The sequence below is a fragment of the Deltaproteobacteria bacterium genome (genome assembly GCA_016874735.1).
Taxonomy (GTDB): Bacteria; Bdellovibrionota_B; Oligoflexia; order Oligoflexales; family CAIYRB01; genus CAIYRB01.
Map to the genome: position 1 here is coordinate 44,130 of VGTI01000009.1, position 20,195 is coordinate 64,324.

Here is a 20,195-nt window from a genome sequence, read left to right on the forward strand (position 1 = left end):
ACATTGATTAAATGACAGCCAATTTTAGGCCCGCCGCGAAGGTTCCGCGACTAAATTGATTCCAACTAAAGTTTATCTGTGATATCAGGGAGTTATCGCTGAAATTCCTGGTGTTTTTGGGATCAGTAAAAAGATCAATAAAACCGGCTTTTTATGGATCGCGAGGGGGAGGGCTGAATGGCTACGACGAGGCAGGTTTATGGGCGCGTGCTGTTGGTGGGTGCCATTCTGATGTGCTCGGCCGCGGTGGCGCGGCCACGTGGCGTTCTGGTTGCAAGCAAGACATTTACCGAAGCCGTCATACTCGGTGAGGCGCTGACGCAGCTACTAAACAGTAACGGCGTCCCCGCCCAGCACGTCCCCAGTCTTGGTGACAGTCCGATCCTTTGGAAGGCGCTACAGAGTGGTGAGATCGATGCCTATGGTGACTACACCGGAACTGTGATTCGGGAGACTCTCGGCATGACCGGTGAGCTTCACAACTTCGATCTGCCAGCTGCGCTTGCCAAATACGGCATCGGGGTGTCACGCCCTTTAGGTTTCAGTAACGTGTATATTCTCGGCATGCGCGCAGATAAAGCGCGTCAGCTCGGCATTCGCAAAATCTCCGATCTGCGATTTCACCCGCAACTTAAACTTGGTTTCGGTAACGATTTTGTCGAGCGCCACGATGGTTGGCCCTTGATCAAACGACGATATCACCTGACTCACAAGCACCCAAAGACCATGGAACACCAAATCACCTACCGCGCCTTAGCATCTGGTGATATCGACGTGACTAACCTCTATAGCACCGATGCCGAGATTAAAGCGTATGACATCGTGGCCCTGGAGGATGATCTCAGAATTTTTCCATCGTACGAGGCTATCTACCTATACCGTCTCGACACAGCAGCTAAATACCCTGGGCTAATGCGATCACTGTCACACATTTCTGGCAATATCAGCGAAAAAGACATGATTGCCATGAATGCTGCGGTACGTGAAGGTACCGAATCTGAAGCCACTGCGGCCACCAGGTTCCTAAGATCAATCGGTATCGCTATCAAACCCAAAAAGCACCTCGGCAGAATTAACGAATCGCTCAAGGGCGTGGCCGAAGACACCCTGCGCCATTTGACTTTAGTGTTCATCCCTCTCGCGCTCAATTGTTTAGTGGCATTGCCGCTCGGTGTATTGGCCGCTCGGTATCCTAAATTTGGCGTGTACGCCCTTGGTTTCGTCGGCGTTGCACAGACGATCCCGTCGTTAGCATTACTGGTATTTCTTATCCCGTTTTTAGGGGTAGGTTATCCTCCAGCTCTCGCGGCTCTATTTATCTACGGCACCTTACCCATAATGAAGAACACCTATGAGGGTATTGTCGGCATAGCGCCGTCTCTCAGGGAGTCGGCCGAGGCCCTCGGGCTATCTAGCTGGAGACGCCTTTGGGATGTGGAGTTGCCGCTGGCATCGCCGCTTATGATCGCTGGTGTCAAAGTCGCAGCAATCCTAAATGTTGGCACGGCAACGCTGGGCGCAATCATCGGGGCGGGTGGCTACGGCGAACCGATCCTTGAGGGTATCCGTCACGATGATATGGCTGTCATCCTCACCGGAGCCGTTCCGGCAGCTTTATTGGCCGTCGTGATACAGGTGGCCTTCGGATGGCTAGAAAAGTTTGTGATCCCGCGCGGGCTACGGCAAGCGGCAACGTAAAAATCCAAGACTCAAGCAAACGACCCGAGAAGAGGGCCCTGCAGGTGGCAACTTGTTTCGCACTGGGTGTAAAGGGTTTTGACAGAGGGCGACACACTGGCGCTAAAGTTTTCTGCGCTCCCTGGCCAGCACAGCCGAATTCATAAATTATTTTAGCTCACTACCGGACTTTTCGAGGATCCTTGTGAACCCAGCCCCCATCGGGCGATGGTTGGCACGGATCCTGCGATACCTGTCCAAAGCGGATGCCGCGCCATGTGGCCAATTGGGAGATGAAGATCATGAAGCTGACTCGCTGGGCTCTCGGAATTCTTGGATTAGTCGTGACGGTAAGTGCCTTGACCACCGGCTGTGTGATGTCAGGCCGTAGTGGCAATAAACTAGCGACGATCACCGTTGCCGCACTTGAGGGTGAGGATTACGATCGCATGCAGTTATTCGTGACGCAGTTTGAAAGCGACAAGCCCGTCGTGAGCCAAGAAGTACCGCGCGGACCTGCGACGATTGCGATCACCCTGAAGCCCGACACGTATCAGTTTGGGCTATCGTACTTTCGTGGTAGCGAGCAGACGCTAAGCACCGCGTTCTGCGGTGATGCCGATAAGGCGAGCCACAAACAAAGCGTGAAGCCTGGAATAAATAAACTAAATATTGTTGTGTGTACGCCGGAGGGTAAACCGGTTGAAGATGCGAGCGTAGAGATCACGCCTCTTAAGAAACAATCTGTGAATTCCGAAAGAGGTTTAGCCCTCTATACCGTACAATGCGCAGCCTGCCACGGTGACGTGGGACAGGGCACTGCGGCTGGCTCCTCGCTTCGTGGGCAATGTAAAACCTGCGGGTCTAAAGAAGCGTTCATCAAAGTGACAATAGATACGATGCCAGTCAGTAGCCCGGGCAGTTGCGACGAATCCTGCGCAACAGACATTGCCTCTTATGTATTCACCAAATTTAGGTGATAGCGCATGCGTCAAAGTTTCCTCAAATCTCTGATCGCCATTGCGATGGTTGCCGTGGGTACCACGGGAATCACCGGCTGCCAGACCTGGAAAAAAAAGGGTCGCGGCGGTCCGGCATCGCGTTTGGCGACAGTGACGGTGAAGGAAATCAGTGGCGAAGACTACGACCGGCTTGAACTGAGCGCTTGGCCCGCCGCCGCGTCAAAAGAAAAAGTGGCTAAATTTGGCATGGCTAAAGGCAAGGGCGCCATTCAGGCACAGTTGCCGCCAGTCAAAACCGTGTTGCAACTCGACTATTATAAAAATGACAGTTTGGTCCTAAGCAGTATTGCCTGCGGAGATGATAACGTTTTTGACTTAAAATCTGGTCCAAACCCACTCACAATTTATGTTTGTGATGCGACAGGTGGCCGGTTTCCACCGATCGATGTTGGCTGTGATCGTGATAAGCCAAGCTATGGTCCTCGCCTTTTGCGGCTCTTAACAGCACGAGAGTATCAGCGTACGATTGAGACCATCACCGGACTCAAGACGGATGTCACCCGAGATTTCCCGAGGGAAATGCGGACCCACGGCTTTGACAACCATGAGGCCAACGGACTGATTACAGAGGCCCATGCTGAGGCATACTACAGCGCCGCGAAACTCGTGTCGCAACAGATGGTGAAAGATCTGGGACGGTACATGAATTGTCCGGGGCGTGACGCCAGCTGTGTTGGTCAGTTCCTGCGTGGGTTCGGACGACGTGCATGGCGTGGTCCTATAGATCAAGAGGAAGAGGCACGCCTGACCTCTCTCTACCAAACTGGTAGTAGTTTTGACGATGGCATGGAGCGTCTCATTCAAGGGTTGCTCATGGGGCCGCGGTTCCTCTACCGATTTGAACTTGGGGAGCTACGTGGTGGCTACTACGAGCTCAGCTCTTGGGAGATGGCCCAAGCGCTATCCTATATGTACTGGGGCACCTCGCCCGATGATCAGCTGATCGCTCAAGCTGAGGCCGGCCGCTTGACCGATCGCTCGGTCATTGCGCAAGAGGCCCAGCGGCTGTGGCAAGACCCAAGAGCCAGGGAACAGTTGGGTTATTTTGCCTCTTTGTGGCTCGGAGCCGATGGTGTGCTCAGTGTTAATAAAGATAAAAATTTGTTTCCGCACTTTGATAGCGATCATCGCCAAAAGCTTCTGACCGAAACTAAGAACTTTTTCAGTCATATGGTTCTCGATCGCGGTGGCAGCGTTGCGGACCTTTACCAAGCGGATTACACTGTTGGTGATCAACCTCTAGCAGCAATTTACGACGGTATTCCAACCAACAATGGATATATTCGCTACCGCAGTAACGAACGAAGTGGGCTCCTGGGGCATGCTAGTATCCTCGCGACCTTCGCGGGTAACGAACAATCAGAGCCTATCAAACGTGGCGTTTTTGTCTTAGATCGACTCCTATGCCAGTCGGTGCCACCGCCACCTACCTCTCTACAGATCACGCCTCCGCCACGGGATCCTAATGCTACAGTCCGTGAACGCTTTGCAAAGCACTCCCAAGATGAAGCGTGCGCCCTTTGTCACCAGCGCATCGACGGCATTGGTTTTGGCATGGAAGACATGGATGCCGTAGGCCGGCTTAAAAAGGTAGAGGCAGGACGAAACATCGACGCCCAAGGTCAAGTATTCAGCAAGGGTGGTGCTAAAACCGAATTTTGGGGCACGGCTGGACTAAGTCGTTATCTAGCCACAAGCCCCCAAGCTGAAATTTGCGTCAGCAAGCAAGTCTATAGGTACGCAGCTGGTCACGATGACGACCAGAAGAGTGCGTGTGCGGTGAAGGATCTCGACAGAGCATTTGTCGATGGTGGCCGTAGGGTGTCCAATATTTTTTTAACTGTGCCGACACTGGACGCCTTTAGGCGTCGTCAACCGTAGGTGAGAGGGATTACTATGAACACACTGTCACGCCGTGGTCTCTTTCGTTATGCCGGAATGTCATGCATCGCTATCCCGCTCATGCGTACCCTGCTTGAGGAGGAAGCGTTCGCTGCTACAGCGCCACTGCGAGCGCTTTTTGTTTACTACCCAGATGGCAATATTGCCGATCGCTTCTTTCCCAATGCCGACGGGAATCTTCCCGATATCACAAGTCCACTACGGGATCTCCGCGGTGATATAAGCTTCGTGCGTGGTCTCGTCTTCCGGACTAACGGTAGTCACGAAAACGGCGCGCAGTTTTGTCTTACCGGCACCTCGCGTCAGGATCAGCGTTACTCCATTGATAACTTTCTCGGTGACAGCCTGGGAGGCCAGTACCAGCAGAAAAATTTGCGGCTCGGTGTCGGTGCCAACTTTCAGTCTGGGTCAGACAAGCACCTTACTTATCTCAGCTCGGGTGCTATTGCACCGGTTCAGGACAACCCTAAGCGGGCCTTTTACGATGTCTTTAATGCGGGAGGACTGGAAAATAAACAAGACCTGATGTCACAAAAACGCAGCGTCCTCGACTATGCTCGCGGGGAGGTGCAAGGACTGCGCTATAAACTCGGTACCACCGAGCAGAAGAAGCTAGCAGTGCACTTAGAGGCGCTACGCGAACTTGAGCGCCGCGCTGGTCAGAGTCAGGGAGCCACCTGCTCGCGCGATGTCAACTGGCGCGGACTTACGATTCCAGATCAGGAAAATGGCTACCCCAAATCCTTTGAAATGAATGATGCCTTCGGCAAAGTCGGTCAGATCATGACTGATATCATGGTACAGGCCCTAGCTTGTGGGATCACCCCGGTGGGTCTCTTGCAGTGGTCCCATGCCGTGAGTCCTACCAACTTTAACTTTGCTGGTGGACCTGACGTCCCATTTGGGCACCACGATGTGTCGCATTACGGCGGTGATGCTTACGGTTTTTATGGTAACCACTTTGCTAACTGCCAGCGTTGGTACATGGAGCAGGTGGCTTATCTTTTGAACGCGATGAAGGCTGTCAACCTAGGCGACAGAAATCTCTTGGATGCCAGTATGGTTTTAGTGACCACTGAGCTCGGTGATTCGAATTTACATAACTTCAGAGACATAGCCTGCCTGGTAGCTGGCCGTGCGGGTGGTAAACTTCGCGCTGGGCAGAATTTGAACCTACAAGATCGCTCCTACAACCACCTACTCATCAGCCTCATCCACGCTGCGGGGGTTGCGAATCCGACTTTTGGCGATCCGATGCTAGGCACTGGTCCCCTTACGGAAATTCTTGGCTGAACCGACCAGGCAGCGGACAGAGGCAACAACCACGGGGTGGGACGGTGCTGACGGCGGGATGCTTGCCGGCTCGGCTCCGATTTGTGCTTCGTCCCGAGAAGTGCTAGTAGATTAGCAAACTTTCGGCGAGAGGCTACCGAATGCTGGCTATCATTTCGGCTTCTGCGGAGCGGCTATGACATCGAAATCGCTTACAAAACCTATGGCGACCTATGTGCACACGCGGCGTGTTGGTAGTCTGCTTTTTGTCGCCGGGCAGGGGTCCCGTGATCCCGTGACTAACGCTTACGCTGGGGTCACGCGCGACAGTATGGGACTTGTGACGGCCCACGATATCGCGGCGCAAACCGCAGCCGTTCTGGCCAACGTAGAGAGGGCGCTTAAGGCCGAGGGTCTGAGCCGCGCGGATTTGGTCGATGTCACCGTGTTTCTTACTGACATGGGTGAATTTCAAGCCATGAACGAGGTCTGGAACGAATTTTTTGCGGCGACGCCGGCACCGACAAGGACCACCGTCGCTGTGGTGCGCCTTCCTGGTGATAATTTTGTCGAGATGAAGGCGATTGCCGCCTTCCCAACCTGAGGTCAGGTGTGACGCAGATGCTTCATAAACATAAATTGGTTGAACTTTTACCAGCACGCCACGGTCACTTTATTGGTGGGGCCTATATTGAACCGCCAGCCGGTGCGACCTACGATAATATAGCCCCTGCATATGGCACCTCACTGGGTGCAGTAGCTCTTGGCTCATCTGCCGATGTGGCGCGTGCTGTCGATGCTGCTAAGGCAGCCTTGGCTGGCCCTTGGGGGCGTAGCACACCGTCGCAGCGGGCCGCCGTTTTGCGACGCGTCGCCGAACTTTTGATGGAGCACCGTCAGGCTTTCGCAAGGCTCGAGGCCCTTGATAGTGGCAAGCCTTACGGCGAGGCCTTCGACGGTGATATCGCCCGGTCAGCACATAACTTTCAGTTCTTTGCCGAATTGACGGCCCACCAAATGGCGCCAAGCTACCTTGGTGATGACGGCACTCTGCACACGACGGTGCGCGAGCCCATGGGTATCGTCGGGCTTATTACACCGTGGAACCTGCCGCTATACCTGGCCACCTGGAAGCTGGCACCGGCCCTTGCGCAGGGCAATGCAGTCATCCTAAAACCGGCCGAGCTGACGCCACTCACGGCTATGGCCATGGGACACATATGCAACGCCGCAGGTCTGCCACCCGGTGTGGTGAACATCGTGCAAGGTTTTGGCGCAGGTGGAGCCGGTGAGGCGCTCGTCAAGCATCCGGACATCAAGGCTATCTCCTTTACTGGCGAGACCTCCACGGGTGAGGCCATTATGCGGACGGCTGCGCCACTCCTAAAGAAGCTGTCTTTTGAGCTTGGCGGCAAAGGAGCGACCGTGATTTTTGCCGACGCTGATCTAGAACAGGCGGCTGAAACCGCGGTACGAGCGGCGTTTCGCAATCAGGGCCAGATCTGTCTTGCGGGGTCAAGGCTGCTCTTGGAGCGTCGCGTTGCCTCGCAGGTGATTGAAAAAGTTCTTGCTGCCGTCGGCCGTATTCGAGTTGGCGATCCCTTGGATCCAGCCACGACCATGGGTTCATTGGTCAGCCGTGATCACCGCGACAAAGTTTCAAGCTACGCCGCATATGCTAAAGCTGCTGCTGGCGTGGAGATTCTTTGTGGTGGTGACGTGCCAGTGGACTTGCCGCAGGGAGCCTTTTTTGAGCCGACCGTAGTGACCGGCGTAACCCAAGACTCAAGACTGATTCAGGAAGAGGTCTTTGGTCCGCTGCTGACGGTGCAAATTTTTGATGACGAGAGCGAAGCCTTACAGCTCGTTAACGGCACGCAGTACGGCCTATCATGTTCGGTGTTCACAAAGGACATCGATCGTGCTCAGCGATTTGCTCGGGGCGCTCGTATGGGTCTCGTCTGGATCAATACCTGGTTCTCTCGTGATTTGCACACGGCATTTGGCGGGATGAAACGCAGCGGTATTGGACGCGAGGGTGGGCAGTATAGTTTAGATTTCTTTAGCGAGCTGAAGACCATCTCGATGGCCATGCGTTGAAAGAGAATTCTTGATGTCTAGTGAGGAGTCGAGTCGTGACAAAGGCAATAAATAGCAGACGCCGCGCCCTAGTATCAGCGGCCTCAACCGGCCTTGGCCTGGCGACAGCCAAGGCGCTTGCATCGTCGGGAATGGATCTTGTGATCTGCGCGCGCGGTGAGGACCGGTTACGGCAGGCTGCCACAACTATCAGCGATGAGTATGGGGTCCGTGTTTACCCAGTGGTTACCGATCTAACTACGCCGGGGGCACCTGAGCTGCTAGCCAAGGAAGCCACCAGACACCTGGGCGGTGTCGATGTCTTGATTAATAATGTCGGCGGTCCAGCCCCCACTGCAGCTTCTGATACGACGCGCGAGGCTTGGCAGAAGGGTTTCGAGCAGGTGTTTCTCAGCTCCACTCTGCTGACGACAGCTCTACTGCCATCGATGCGCCAGCAGGGGTTCGGGCGCATCGTCACCATCACTTCGATTAGTGTGCTTGAGCCGATTGAAAATCTCGTAGTCTCGACCGCTATGCGCTTAGCGGTGACCGGATTTACCAAAACTTTGTCCAGTGAGGTTGCTAAAGACGGAGTGACGGTCAATACGGTTTTACCGGGAATCATCCATACGCAGCGCATTGAGGATCTACGTCGCGCTAAAGCGTTGCGCGATGGCACGACACTTGCCGAAGAAATGGAGCGTAGTCAGACGCAGATTCCCATGCGGCGGATGGGACGGCCGGAGGAGCTGGCTGCGCTGGTCGCCTTTCTGGCATCAGACGCTGCGAGTTATATCACGGGAGTCCATATCCCAGTCGATGGCGGTCTCCGCCGCGGCTTTTGAATTCGGTCCAACGTCAGGTTGGCACAGTGATTGCTCTAGCTAGATTTGGGGGCGATCGGTGAGTCATAAGTACCTGATGCAGCTAGCATCAGGTACTCGGGGGTAAAGAAATGGACCGGCACCCGGTGCGATTCTTTACCAAATGACTTCACCGACGATACCTGTCATGGCTATGCAGCGTTGCTGTCGTGCGATCGTCCCCAACTTACGCCGCTACGTTAAGGGGGAGATTGTATGGGTCTTGCATGTCACCGAGAGTGCTCAGAGAACACCACCACATCCATCACCATGCTGCGTTTAGCCGTAGAGATGTTAGCACATGATGCGCGGCGCCCATTCTCCCTTCTGCGTGTGGTCATTAGTAAAATTAAAAGAGCCAGGAGCTTGGAGGAGATGCATGATATTTGCGAGCACATGTTGCCACGCATTGATCGCGCAGTCGTGCATGTAGAAGAGATGGTCCAGGACATTTTGGATATCGGTCGCATCAGGACGCGCCATCAGCATGGCGATGTCAGCTTAGGTCACATACTGGACACGGCAATTAAACAATGTACGGACCTTGATCCAGAGGCCCAAGGACGCATTAATTACAGCATTTACGAGGGTTACGTGACTCAAGGTGACGAGCATAAATTGCTGCGCGCATTTACCAATATCGTTAGTAACGCCCTTGAAGCAACGGCCAAACAAGGTAAAGTTTGGATACGCATGGCTGCTCGGGACGATAAGGTCGAAATTCGCATCGGCAACACAGGATCCTACGTGCAGCCTAAATACAGGCAGCGGATCTTCGAGAGTTTCTTCACTCGTGGCAAGGCACGAGGCACTGGACTTGGTCTCACCATTGCCAAGCAAGTCATGCTAGCTCACGGAGGTAGTATAGACTGTGTGTCGCGGCGTGATGAGTCCCATCCTGATGGGTGCACGGAATTTATTTGTACTCTGCCTCTGACATCCATAAGTGATTGCCTGCAGCGGGGGCAATACAAGCTCGTTGCCGCGAAGCCAACAGGACAACGGGATCACATTTTACTCGTGGAGGATGATCCCTTTATAGCGCAGGAATGGCAGATTTATTTTGCCGATCGACTAGCGGTTCATGTGGCAGCGGATCCCTTTGCTCTGCTCGATCACATCCGGGTGAATCCAGGGTTTCTAACGCAATTCAAACTTGTGGTTACCGATTTCTATTTCGATAACTGCAAGCTTGATGGGCTGCAGCTTGCTGGAGAACTGCGCGCCAGACTGCCCACGCTACCTGTTTACCTGGCGACGGACGCCTCTTTGGATGTGGGGCGCCGCGAAGCTCACATAAGTGGGCGTATTGACAAGCTGCCGGCGGCACTGGAGCTGATGCTTAGCGATTCTGAAAAGGTAAATGTTACAGGGATTTGCGATAAAAATTAAAGTTAAATAGGGAGGTTCCGATAAGGATTTGATGCGGTGCACGCAGGTGGCTGTGCCTCACCGAGGGATTTCGGTTGGGTGCGGACTAATTGACAGGGGATGTTGCGATGAAAAGAATCGGGCGGGTGGTCTCAACTTTGCTACTAGTGGTGAGCTGTAATCAAGCGTCCAGTGGCGGCGGGAGCGAGCCGGCTTCCTCAGGTGACTCGAAAAAGAAACCGAAGAAACCAGAGCCGGTAACTACCGCCGAGTCCGTTGTTGGGAGCTGGAGGTCGACCTGTATCCTAGACCCCACCATCCCTGCAACCGCCACTCCCGAATATACCCAGTCCACTCTGACCATAGAATCCGGTGGTCAACTCACGTCGCAGACGGAGCATTACCAGGACGAAGCCTGTGCCGATGCGAGTAAAATTGTATGGACGGATAAACAGATTGGCACCAGTACTTTCGGAAGCGTCAGTAAATCTGTCGAGGGATCGCTCGATTTTGATCTGGCAATTACTAAGTTTATCGTGCAGCCGCGCTTGCCTGACAAAGCTAAGGCTCTTGAAGCGCTTTCAGAGCTTGGAATTAAAAAGCCGGCTTGCAAGACACTCACCTTTCAGCCCAGTCAGGAAACCGACCTGACGGCGTGCATTGAGCCTCCGACCACCTACCGCCTCATTAAGGTGGTGGGGAAAAAGCTTCAGTTAGGGAGCTGTTACGGCCAGAATAACTGTGCTAGTAAAGAGACCAGGTCGAAGACCCTGGACGTGATTGTATATTCCAAAATTTAGTACTTGGTGCGCATGTTGGACATGGGGATTGAGGCCCTTATTAGGGCGAACACGAAGATAGTGACGCCGGGTGCGATACCAGAGATTAATCTGCGACTGGTCACATTCGATTTACCATGGTGGCATAGCGATCCCAAGGACCTTGAGAATCAGGGGATTGTCGATCCCTACTGGGCCTTCTGCTGGCCAGGCGGTACCGCCTTGGCGCGTTATCTGCTCGACCGACCGGATCTTGTCCACGATCAAACTGTGATTGACTTTGGTGCAGGCTGCGGGGTGGTTGGTGTGGCGGCGGCGCTCGTTGGTGCGGCCCGCACTGTGGCCTGCGACATCGATCCTCTGGCGCTTTGGGCTTGCCGGGAGAACGCTGCGCTAAATGGGATCGAGTTAGGTCTTGACCCGCACGATATCATAGGAGCAAAGCTACCTGGCGTTGATTGGTTGCTTGTGGGGGATGTGACCTATGGCCACGATATGGTGCAGAGAGTGCTACCGTGGTTCGAAGCACTAGCCGCTTCGGGCACCAAGGTGCTCATGGCTGACCCAGGCCGAGGCTATTTACCAAAGAATCTGCAAGCAGAGGCCGTGGTAAAGCTCCCACCGGATCTTGGTGACGTCCCGGTGGCACCTTCGCTAGATGTTCCCATTTATCTGTTTAGCCCATAATAGGGGTGTATGTTACCGAGTGGCCATGTACGGTGGGGTTAGCAAAGTGAGTGTGTACCGAGCTCTTAATGGTAACAGTCTGCCCTTGGGCCAGGGCCTGTAGATGCTGTGGCTCGATTACTAGATCGTGTAGCCCGCCCTCGCACTTCGCCGCCACCTGCTGACCCGCACTAATCTGAGCTAGGCTAAGAGTTGGGGCGCCACGAGCAAAAAAGCCACTATCGGGCTTGGCTCCCGTGACCCTGGAATTCACGGTCGTCGACGGAGTTAATTGCGTGGATGGCTGCTGCGTGGCTGTATTGTTAGCCGGCAGTGCCTGGGCGGTGCCTTGCGTTGGCGTGTTAGACGCCAGCGTCGATTTAACTTCCCCAGTGTCGCCACTTTCCTCGTACTCTGAGTCTCTAGATCGTTTGCTAGACTTGGAGTCACCGCTGGATCGACGCGCCCCTTTGCCGGGGGCGGTTTGATTGGTTCCCGCCTGTTCGGCATCGGGCGTGCCGCAGGCCTGTAGTAGGGCTGGCATCAGGGTCAGAGCAAATAGGCTACTGACTTTATGGCCAAATAGCGAACGCCGACTGAATCTAGTACGAAGCAGGTTAGTCATTTAGGTTAGCCTCTAGGGTTGATGCGTATGAGCGGAATCAGCTCACACGAGTTCCTTATCGGCATAGCGGCGAGAAACTTTAGATTTTGACAAAGAGTTGCAGGTAAGTTTGTAATTACACGGTAATCGCCGGATCTTAAGGCGGGGTGGCAGCGAGCGCCGATGTTGCGGGATTTTAGACCGCAACTAGACCGTAACTAGACCGTAACATCCCGAATCACATCGTGAAATGCAGCTTTGACATCAAGGCCCAGGCCAAGCTGCTCCAGGTGTTCGTATAGACAAGCGAGGATGCCGCCCAAAGCCAAAAAATCCGGGTGAAGCTGGGATCTTGCCTTTTTACATGCGAGAAAAACGTCGTGAAAAGTCGAACGGAATTTAGCTAGGTCAAAGTAGACGCAGTCTTGATTAGTGCCAAAATGGTTTAGTAGCGTGTCTTTAGCGCCGTATAGGCCAAGTTTGTGCAGAGCGGTATCCATGATATCGTGACGGGTGTGATAAAAACCTATGTACATTTGCCTTACTGCCGCGACAAAGTCTTTATCCCAGTGATTGAACAATGCTGCTGGTTGCCAAACTAACTGGTCACCATCACTGTGGAAGGCCCTCCGGCGAAAGTCCAGAAGGTTGACGTCGAGGTTAAAGATCTGCCAGAAATAGAGCCTTAAAATTAAATCGCCACGTCGCCTGCGCGTGCTGTCATCGTCTCCTCCCTGTGCCGTGACCACAGATCCTGGAGCCACCAGGGAGACGCCAAGACCACTAGTTTCAAGCGCGGGGCGGATGGTGGTTAATGCGGTATTGAAGGCATGTGAGCTAAGGTAGCCACCCGCTAATGACTTTAGTTTACCCGCCATTTTCAGGGGAGGAACGATTTGAAAGAATACCGGCGAAAGATATTCTGTCAGTTGAGACCACTCTGTGCCTTTGACTAGCGTTGCCAGCATCGAAGTCCTCGAAGCTCAAGGTCTCAATATGAGACGAGATGCGCCCCTATGGTATCACTTGCGGCGACGCCTTGTCGCGATAACTTTCGCTGCGGTCGGCGTCACGCAGGCTGCTAAAGCCGGGATCATGAGGAGAAGGATTACACCTTCGGCGGTGCCGCCACCTTGGTGTCCGATGGCACCGCAGCCCCAGTCGATGCCGAAGAATTTACTTTTACTCGATGTCGAACTTTCAGTTTGAGTCGTCTGCGCCACTGTGAGAGTTGAGCCAGTGCCAGTCAGCTGCGGTATGTTGTCGCATCCGATCCCTGCGTCGGCAATGAAGCTGTCAAACTTTCGGCGGCTAATGGATTGGCGGATTACCGTATCAAACTGGCAGTTGAAGATATTCTTGTCAGCGGTAAGCAGTGACAACAGTAAATCGCGTATGCCGCTATCTCCCTTGAAATATGTGATAGCAGTCATAGTCAGGTTTGCGGCATCGCTGGCGCTCATTTGATTATTTTTCACGAGATCCCAAACTATCGCACTGATGACCTGGCCATGCTTGTGACCGCAGCAGCGACTGGGGAAGGGCTGTCCAGACGACCATTTCTGCCACTCGGGACCGTCGAAAGTCCAGTCGTGATCACCCGTGCGCAAGCACGTGGACTTTACGCAGTAGGGAGAGTTCGCGGGACAAATGGACTCGCCGAGGCAGGCCGCTTGTTTGCTGCCCTTGATACTTTTGTGGAGATAGACCAAGAGATCGGCGATACCCTCGTGTAAACCCAGTGGCTCGTCTTTCGTCACTTTTAAATAGTTATAAACGAAGTAGTGACCGGCCTCATGCGACGGCACGTCCCAATCAGTTGCAAGATTTTGCAGTCCTACGCCGTCGCCGTCCCCAAGTTCGATGATGAACGGATCGCTAGTATCGTCACTTCCCGGAATAAATAATGCGTTATTAGTCGTCCCATTCACGACCTGGTGCAGCTCCAAATGCAAGGGTAGTGCACCGTAAGTTTTTCCACCGAGTCCCAGCATCCAGCGAAAGTGTTCGTCTGTATGGGCGTAGGCATTGGTCTGATCAAACCTACGATCGTTTCGTGAGTAAATAAAGCGGTGCGTTGATTCTTTGGCCTGTATCATCGAAGCCGGGACGCGCGCCTGAAGGTAGTTACTGGTTAGGGTGCCGTCTCCGGTAAGGTCCTTTAGTTTATATTCAGTCACCGTGGCATCAAATGCGTTCTGCGGAAGCACATTTGCAACGCCCTCGACCTCAAAAAATCTGCGAGAAAAGCTGATAACATCGCGATCATCGGCGAGTACTTCGTATGGTAATCCGTCCACTTTAGCGATCATCAGCCAAGCGGGGCGCAGGGCTGCTGCAGAGGACGCGTGGTAATACCGCTTTGGTGCAGTGAATTCTAGGTTTGCTGTATTCATGCCCTGCGCGGCAACACCCTGGCGGACCACAGCTTGCGTAGTTTCCCAATTTGGCCATGTAGACGGGGCATTTTGAACCGCCTCGTTACTGACGGAAGGTAGCGTTCCGAGAATAAACGGTGACCTATCATTGAGCAAATGGGCCGCTAAATAGGTTCCGTAGATGGGAATGCCGCGCGCCGTAAAGCTACCGTCGAAGCGCCTGCTTGCTCCATTCAGCTGCGGCAGCCCTGATTCTTTAATTTCGAATTGGAGATTGGTGGGCAGCTGTTCCGCCACCATTGACTTAATAGCTTCGGTAAAATTGATTTGGCCCGTTGCGAAAAGGTTCAAACCCCTTTTGAATGCCGCAATGCTAAATGGATGAACCGTGAGGTTGGCAGTGGCCTGAGATAGCTGAATCAGCGGGAAGGGCAGCTGGCCCGTCAGGCCAGAGGGTGTTCCTGGTTCCAGCTCGTCGCCACATCCAGCTGCGCCCAAAAAAATCCCGACGGCCGTCAGTATTTTGAAGGACCGATGCAGCAAGCGACTTTTGTTACGAACGACCACTACGCTCCTTTCGGGAGATCCAAGCCGGCTCTCCTGATCTGACGGCGTATCGGCAAAATTGACCCAGGAGTTTAGGAGCGATGGTCGCAATCTTTAAAAAACATCCTGAGATTAGGATGTTGCGATTGCGCTGGCCATTCTTAGCGAGACCGGCCATAGTGGGTAAAATGTTCCCATATCGATGGTAGAGGTGGAGGGGCTATGCAGGACCAAGCGGCCGGTCAGGGTGTGCAACTAGGAATTTATCGCATATATGTTAAGGACCTATCATTTGAGTCGCCGCGGTCACCGAAGATTTTCCTGGCTGCATGGCGCCCCGAGGTAAAAGTCGACTTTGTGGTCAAGCACCAGCGCGTCGATGGGACTCTTTACGAAGTGGTTCTCGGTCTCAACGTGGAGGCGCGCGAAGGTCAAGACGTTGGGTTTATAGTTGAGATCGAACAGGCTGGTGTGTTTGATGTGAGAGGACCCGAGGGTGTTCACATGGAACATGCACTGCGTGTGGTCTGCCCTAACGTTCTATTCCCTTACGCGAGGCAGGCTATTGATCAGGCCCTCGTGGCGGGAGGATTCCCTCCTCTGATGTTGGCTCCGATCAATTTTGAATTCAGACATGAGGAAAAACCAGAGCGTCTTAGCTAAACTTCGGATCAGGGATAGCTACCGACATTGGACGTTAAATAAACATCACCGGTAGACGTCGTTGACCGTTTGCTGCGTTGCTGTTTCGCGTCGGCGATAATTTTGTCGACCTCCGTCCCGGTGATGGTCGAGGTTGCACTGGAGGCGTTACGGATTAGCTCCAACTGCGCCAAGGCCGCATCATGGCCGGCTAAGGAGAGTGCTTTCACCTTAAGCATGTCTTCCAGGGTATCGACAGCGCTGTCGAAATCTCCTGAGCGCTTTTGTGCAAGAGCGAGGTTATAACTTGCGACCTCGCTCTCAGGGTTTTCGCTCTTGGCATTTTTATAATATTCTATGGCTTGCGCGCTGTGGCCACGCTGCGCCTGAACGACACCCATGTGTGCAAGAGCATCGGCATGGTCAGATTTCAGCTTGAGCACCTGGCCAAAGAGCTCTTCAGCCTGAGTCAGGCGCTCACTACGCAAACAAATGATACCCAGATTCATGCGCGCTGCGACGTCGCCGGGGTTTAGTTTGACGGCACGTGCATACAGCCCCTCAGCCTTTCGCTCTTCGCCCTTCTGGTAGAGAACCGTTGCTAGAAGGTTGAGGCTCTCACTTTCCGTAGCGTTCTCGCCGCCAAGTTGGCGCAAAATCGACAGTGTCCCGTCCAGGTTCTTTTGGAGAAAAGCAGCATGAGCCATGACAATTTTTGCACCACGGCTGCGAAAGTCGATCGATAAGATGCGACGCGCTAAGATTTTTGCAGCGTGAGGATCTTTAAGCACGATCTTAATCCGGGCTAGAGCCAAAAGCGCTTCGATGTCGCGGGGAGATTTTTTCAGCTTTTCGGTCAAGGCGACACTCTGGTCTTTGAGATCCGGTTCCTTGCCAGTGGTAGCTTCGCTAACCAGCCGGTCATGGCCCATAGCGGCATAGTTTGTGGGAGTACTCTCTGATCCCCGTAGCATTTGCGTGAACGAGGTCCACCCGCTGTTACGGCCATTGCCCGTAGTTTTACATGCGGCAGTACTCAGAAACACCAAGACAAGCGTGGAGGTTTTTAGCATTAGTTTGTCTCCGTCATATCGGCAGTGATCACGTGTGACGTGAAGACTGGTTTCAGCATGATTTCCCCGTGATCAGCAAAGCGGTTGGGGGACAACTGCGCTAGCTTTGCCCGTGTCAGCCGCAGCCACCTGTTGTGACGGTCCCCCGTCTGTACGGTTTTGGCACCCTGTTCCCAGTGGCTGTTCATAGCAGTCTTGAATTCTAGAATTGCGGCCTCGCGCTGGTTGATGGCACTGGTCAGTTCTGAGCCACTCATCGCACCAGAGCTAGGAGCGGCCTTCACGGCGTTGACTGCTTGTTCGTAGAGCAGTCCAAGCTGATAACGGGCGGCGACCGTAAACACACTGTCGCCCGTTTGAATCACAGATTGGAAAGCATTTTCAGCAGCGCGCATTTCTGCTTTGATTGTAGTCAGCGACTTACTAAACATGGTCAGATTGCTTTCGTCGATGGGACTGAGAGTCACTTGTTCGCGTCCTGCACGGACTCTTTCGAACTGGTAGGCAGCTAGGATGGAACGCGCCTCGAGAGCCACATTAGGTGCAGCGGCGGCTGCTAGTTTGGCGGCTCTATCGACGCGACGCTTGGCGTCTGCTGGGTTCTTCTCAATCTGCAGAATGGCAGCGTTGGCCGCCGCGAGCAGTGCTTCACTCACATGGCTACCTTGATAGGTCCTTTGGTAGCGATCGTAGGCAGCCACCGCTTTTTCGATCTCTCCGCGTGATGCTTCGACCTGACCCAAGCGGAAGAGAGCTGCCGGAGCACGCTGATGGGAGGGATAGCGCCCTAGTAAAGTACGCAGAGTCTGAGCCGATGCTTCGAATTGGTGATCGTCGGCGTAAAGCTCGGCTGACCGCATGAATGCCTCAGTCGCCCGGTCCGCCTGCTGTGGTAATGCTGCGGCAAGTTGCGCGTAGGCTTCAGCAGCGGCCGCGTATTCAAGTCGCTGCTCAGATACACTGGCGATGCTCAGGAGGCAGATCGGGCGTAGCGGCGACTTGCCGTAATTGGCAATCAGGGTGTGGCAGGGTTTCAGGCCTTCTTCCCCATTGCCGAGCTTCAACCAAGCAGCGCTCGCGTTTACCAAGGACTGGTCGGCTGCTTTGTCAGCAGGAAATGTTTCTGCATAGCTGGAAAACGTGCGGCCGGCGGCGGCGTATTCTTTGCGTTCATTCAGATCAGTGGCTTTACTCCACAGAGCAAAGCGCCAAGCTTCGCCAACCTTGCGTTGCACAGCTGTGTTTTTAAGAGACTCTTGTTCGCTGAAGTGGGTTGCGATCTTGATCGCATCGTCCCACTCACGTTTGGTGTTGTGGTAAGACAGTAGCATGACGATGCCAACTGCTGATGGCGCAGATTGGGGGGCCGCCAGAGCGAGCGATTTGACGCGCCCAAGTGCATCCCCGGCATAACCATGTGCCAGGTAGAGCGCTGCTGCACGGAGAGCTAATTCGGCAGATACTTTTTTACTGGGGAAGATCTTGCCGTACGTGTCACTGACTGCAACCAACTGGGACTCGAGTTTCGCCAGTGGTTCACTCGCCTTCAAGGTTGCCCAGGCTTCCGGGGTGATTGCGGGTGCAGGACCCGAGACTTCGAGCTGCAGCGTTAACATGTGCTCGGCAGCGCGATTTTTTAGCTTAGAGCTTGGATCCGCGTCTCTGGCAACCATCATAAACTGGTAGGCGGATTCGGCCGGCTTTTCCTCTGTATGCAGTCCGTCAGCATACAGAAACCGTAGTTTGTCACTTTCAGGACCGCTAGGAAATGCACTAAGGTGAACGGCGAAAATTCTGTTGCTAGCCGCTAAGTAATCACTCAACCCCTTTTCCTTGTTTTCACGGATGAAGCTGACAGCCGTCTCTGCGGAAGCCTTGCCGAATAGATCGCGTGCGTCTGCAACTAGGGTTTTTTCCGCCGCGTGTGCCTTGACGAACACACCGCCGGCCCGGACGCAGTCACGTAGCATCTGCTCAAAGGCCTCGGCTACAGCGCCTGGGTTTTCAGCTCGTCTCTCGGCATCGGCAAGAGCGAGGTAGGACCAGGGGGTGTGTTCTCGCGTTGGGGCATCGTGTATGAGTTTCTTCAGGACTAGACCTGCTTCGTGAAACTTACGGCCTTTGGCATACAGAGCTGCCGCGCGTTCTAAGGTCAAGTAATAGCGATCAAAGTCGCGACGAGCTTTGAAATAGCTCTCAGCAACTGGGATTTGCTGACTGTTACCAAAAAGAAAGACGAGATCATCGTTGATCTGACGGCAGAGTATCTGGCCAGCAGCGCTAGGAGTGGTGCGACACTCGCGCGCAGCGAGTTCGCGCATCGTCGTTATTGCCGACGACGTTGAGTCTCCGCCCCCAAAGGCTTGGTCATCGCTACTCGCGGCGGGAGTTATTTTAATGTCTGTCCATGCCGTGCGGTATTTTGCATAGGCGCGGATACTGCGATCTTTCGACTTAGCTAGCGAGACGAGTAAGTTTTCGCCCTCCTCGGCGCTCTTTGGATTCTTCAGTTGCAGCTCGGCGATCAGAAGTTTGGCTCGATCGGCATAACCGGTTTTGGGGAAATCGACGGTCACTTTTGTTAAGTCTGGCAGAGCATTCGGGCTACCAAGTCTAGCTAGGATGCGTCCCACGTTTAGGGCCACGTCGCCGCGGGCATGATAGGCCGGAGCTGCCGCGAGCAGATTACGGTACGTATCTAGGGCCTTGATTAGGTATGTCTGCGAGCGTCCATGGTCGGCCTGGGGCTCTTTGGTTTCCTTTGCTTCTGCATAGTGCTTGGCGAGTTCCGACTTGTATTCGGCCAACTCGGTACGACGGGTCTCTAATGCTGCCAATAGATAAAGGCCTGCTAAGCGATGTTGGAGTTTAGCACGCGTTCTTTTGTCAGCCTGGGCATTCAGTACCTTGCTAACGCTAGCAATCGCAAATTTCACATTCGAAGGTGCGGCCTCGTCCTCACTGGCGTTCTCGCCCAATTGGGGAAGTGCAGCGATGAAGGCATCCGTGTCTTCCACGGCAGGCTGCTGCCAGTTAGAAATGAGACGAGGCTGAACCCTGCCATCTGATTCACCAAGAGATTCGTCCCCTGATGCACCCGTCGACTCACCGAAGGCCTTGGTCTGCGCGCAGATTAGGGTAGTCGCCAGAACGATGCGAAAAGCGTAGAGCTTAGTTACGTTCACTTGGTTGCTCCCATCTCTTAGTTGACCTCTAACTGCCCACGGTGGGACCTCGCAGACCAAGGCAGCGTCGGCCATTCCGCGTCAAAGCTTTAGAGAAACTTATAATAATTCAGAAACATTGAAGTTAATGACG

General features: G+C 53.9%; 16 protein-coding genes. 11 read left to right on the forward strand and 5 right to left on the reverse strand.

Annotated features, from left to right (window positions below):
- Positions 1 to 177 precede the first annotated feature (177 nt).
- The 10 genes from FJ146_06810 (at position 178) to FJ146_06855 (ending at position 11,655) form a co-directional block, all read left to right on the forward strand.
- A complete protein-coding gene (locus FJ146_06810; GenBank protein ID MBM4251663.1) occupies positions 178 to 1,698 on the forward strand; it encodes an ABC transporter permease subunit in 1,521 nt (506 codons plus the stop codon).
- 245 nt (positions 1,699 to 1,943) lie between these two features.
- Positions 1,944 to 2,657, forward strand: coding sequence for a cytochrome c (locus tag FJ146_06815; GenBank protein MBM4251664.1), 714 nt, complete (start codon positions 1,944 to 1,946; stop codon positions 2,655 to 2,657).
- A 6-nt stretch (positions 2,658 to 2,663) separates the two neighbouring features.
- Positions 2,664 to 4,580: a DUF1592 domain-containing protein gene (locus tag FJ146_06820; protein MBM4251665.1), complete on the forward strand. Its 1,917-nt coding sequence runs from the start codon at positions 2,664 to 2,666 to the stop codon at positions 4,578 to 4,580.
- 15 nt (positions 4,581 to 4,595) lie between these two features.
- Positions 4,596 to 5,894: a DUF1552 domain-containing protein gene (locus FJ146_06825; GenBank protein MBM4251666.1), complete on the forward strand. Its 1,299-nt coding sequence runs from the start codon at positions 4,596 to 4,598 to the stop codon at positions 5,892 to 5,894.
- A 175-nt stretch (positions 5,895 to 6,069) separates the two neighbouring features.
- Entirely contained in the window at positions 6,070 to 6,477 is a 408-nt protein-coding gene (locus FJ146_06830) for a RidA family protein (GenBank protein MBM4251667.1), read from the forward strand.
- A 17-nt stretch (positions 6,478 to 6,494) separates the two neighbouring features.
- The gene (locus FJ146_06835; protein MBM4251668.1) at positions 6,495 to 7,973 is read left to right on the forward strand and encodes an aldehyde dehydrogenase; all 1,479 of its coding nucleotides are present in this window, start codon (positions 6,495 to 6,497) and stop codon (positions 7,971 to 7,973) included.
- 47 nt (positions 7,974 to 8,020) lie between these two features.
- Positions 8,021 to 8,800: an SDR family oxidoreductase gene (locus FJ146_06840; protein ID MBM4251669.1), complete on the forward strand. Its 780-nt coding sequence runs from the start codon at positions 8,021 to 8,023 to the stop codon at positions 8,798 to 8,800.
- Positions 8,801 to 9,034: 234 nt separating this feature from the next.
- Positions 9,035 to 10,210: a hybrid sensor histidine kinase/response regulator gene (locus FJ146_06845; protein ID MBM4251670.1), complete on the forward strand. Its 1,176-nt coding sequence runs from the start codon at positions 9,035 to 9,037 to the stop codon at positions 10,208 to 10,210.
- A 107-nt stretch (positions 10,211 to 10,317) separates the two neighbouring features.
- A complete protein-coding gene (locus FJ146_06850; protein MBM4251671.1) occupies positions 10,318 to 10,989 on the forward strand; it encodes a hypothetical protein in 672 nt (223 codons plus the stop codon).
- Positions 10,990 to 10,995: 6 nt separating this feature from the next.
- Complete coding sequence (locus tag FJ146_06855; GenBank protein ID MBM4251672.1) at positions 10,996 to 11,655, forward strand: methyltransferase; 660 nt, start codon at positions 10,996 to 10,998, stop codon at positions 11,653 to 11,655.
- Here the strand turns inward: FJ146_06855 and FJ146_06860 are convergent.
- From FJ146_06860 to FJ146_06870, 3 genes are all read right to left on the reverse strand, one after another.
- On the reverse strand, positions 11,645 to 12,259 hold the full coding sequence (locus tag FJ146_06860) for a hypothetical protein (GenBank protein ID MBM4251673.1): 615 nt from the start codon (positions 12,257 to 12,259) through the stop codon (positions 11,645 to 11,647). The two genes, FJ146_06855 and FJ146_06860, sit on opposite strands and share 11 nt — an antisense overlap.
- Positions 12,260 to 12,456: 197 nt before the next feature.
- Complete coding sequence (locus FJ146_06865; protein MBM4251674.1) at positions 12,457 to 13,206, reverse strand: hypothetical protein; 750 nt, start codon at positions 13,204 to 13,206, stop codon at positions 12,457 to 12,459.
- 54 nt (positions 13,207 to 13,260) lie between these two features.
- Positions 13,261 to 15,273 carry a hypothetical protein gene (locus FJ146_06870; GenBank protein MBM4251675.1) on the reverse strand — a complete coding sequence of 671 codons (2,013 nt, stop codon included), beginning with the start codon at positions 15,271 to 15,273 and terminating at the stop codon, positions 13,261 to 13,263.
- A 111-nt stretch (positions 15,274 to 15,384) separates the two neighbouring features.
- Here FJ146_06870 and secB point away from each other — a divergent pair, with 111 nt between their 5' ends.
- Positions 15,385 to 15,825 carry a protein-export chaperone SecB gene (secB, locus tag FJ146_06875; GenBank protein MBM4251676.1) on the forward strand — a complete coding sequence of 147 codons (441 nt, stop codon included), beginning with the start codon at positions 15,385 to 15,387 and terminating at the stop codon, positions 15,823 to 15,825.
- An 8-nt stretch (positions 15,826 to 15,833) separates the two neighbouring features.
- Here secB and FJ146_06880 read toward each other — a convergent pair whose 3' ends face one another.
- Both FJ146_06880 and FJ146_06885 read right to left on the reverse strand, forming a co-directional pair.
- Positions 15,834 to 16,877: a tetratricopeptide repeat protein gene (locus FJ146_06880; GenBank protein ID MBM4251677.1), complete on the reverse strand. Its 1,044-nt coding sequence runs from the start codon at positions 16,875 to 16,877 to the stop codon at positions 15,834 to 15,836.
- Positions 16,877 to 20,137, reverse strand: a complete 3,261-nt coding sequence (locus FJ146_06885) for a tetratricopeptide repeat protein (GenBank protein ID MBM4251678.1) — start codon at positions 20,135 to 20,137, stop codon at positions 16,877 to 16,879. The genes FJ146_06880 and FJ146_06885 overlap by 1 nt, the downstream gene beginning before the upstream one ends.
- Between the last annotated feature and the right edge of the window lie 58 nt (positions 20,138 to 20,195).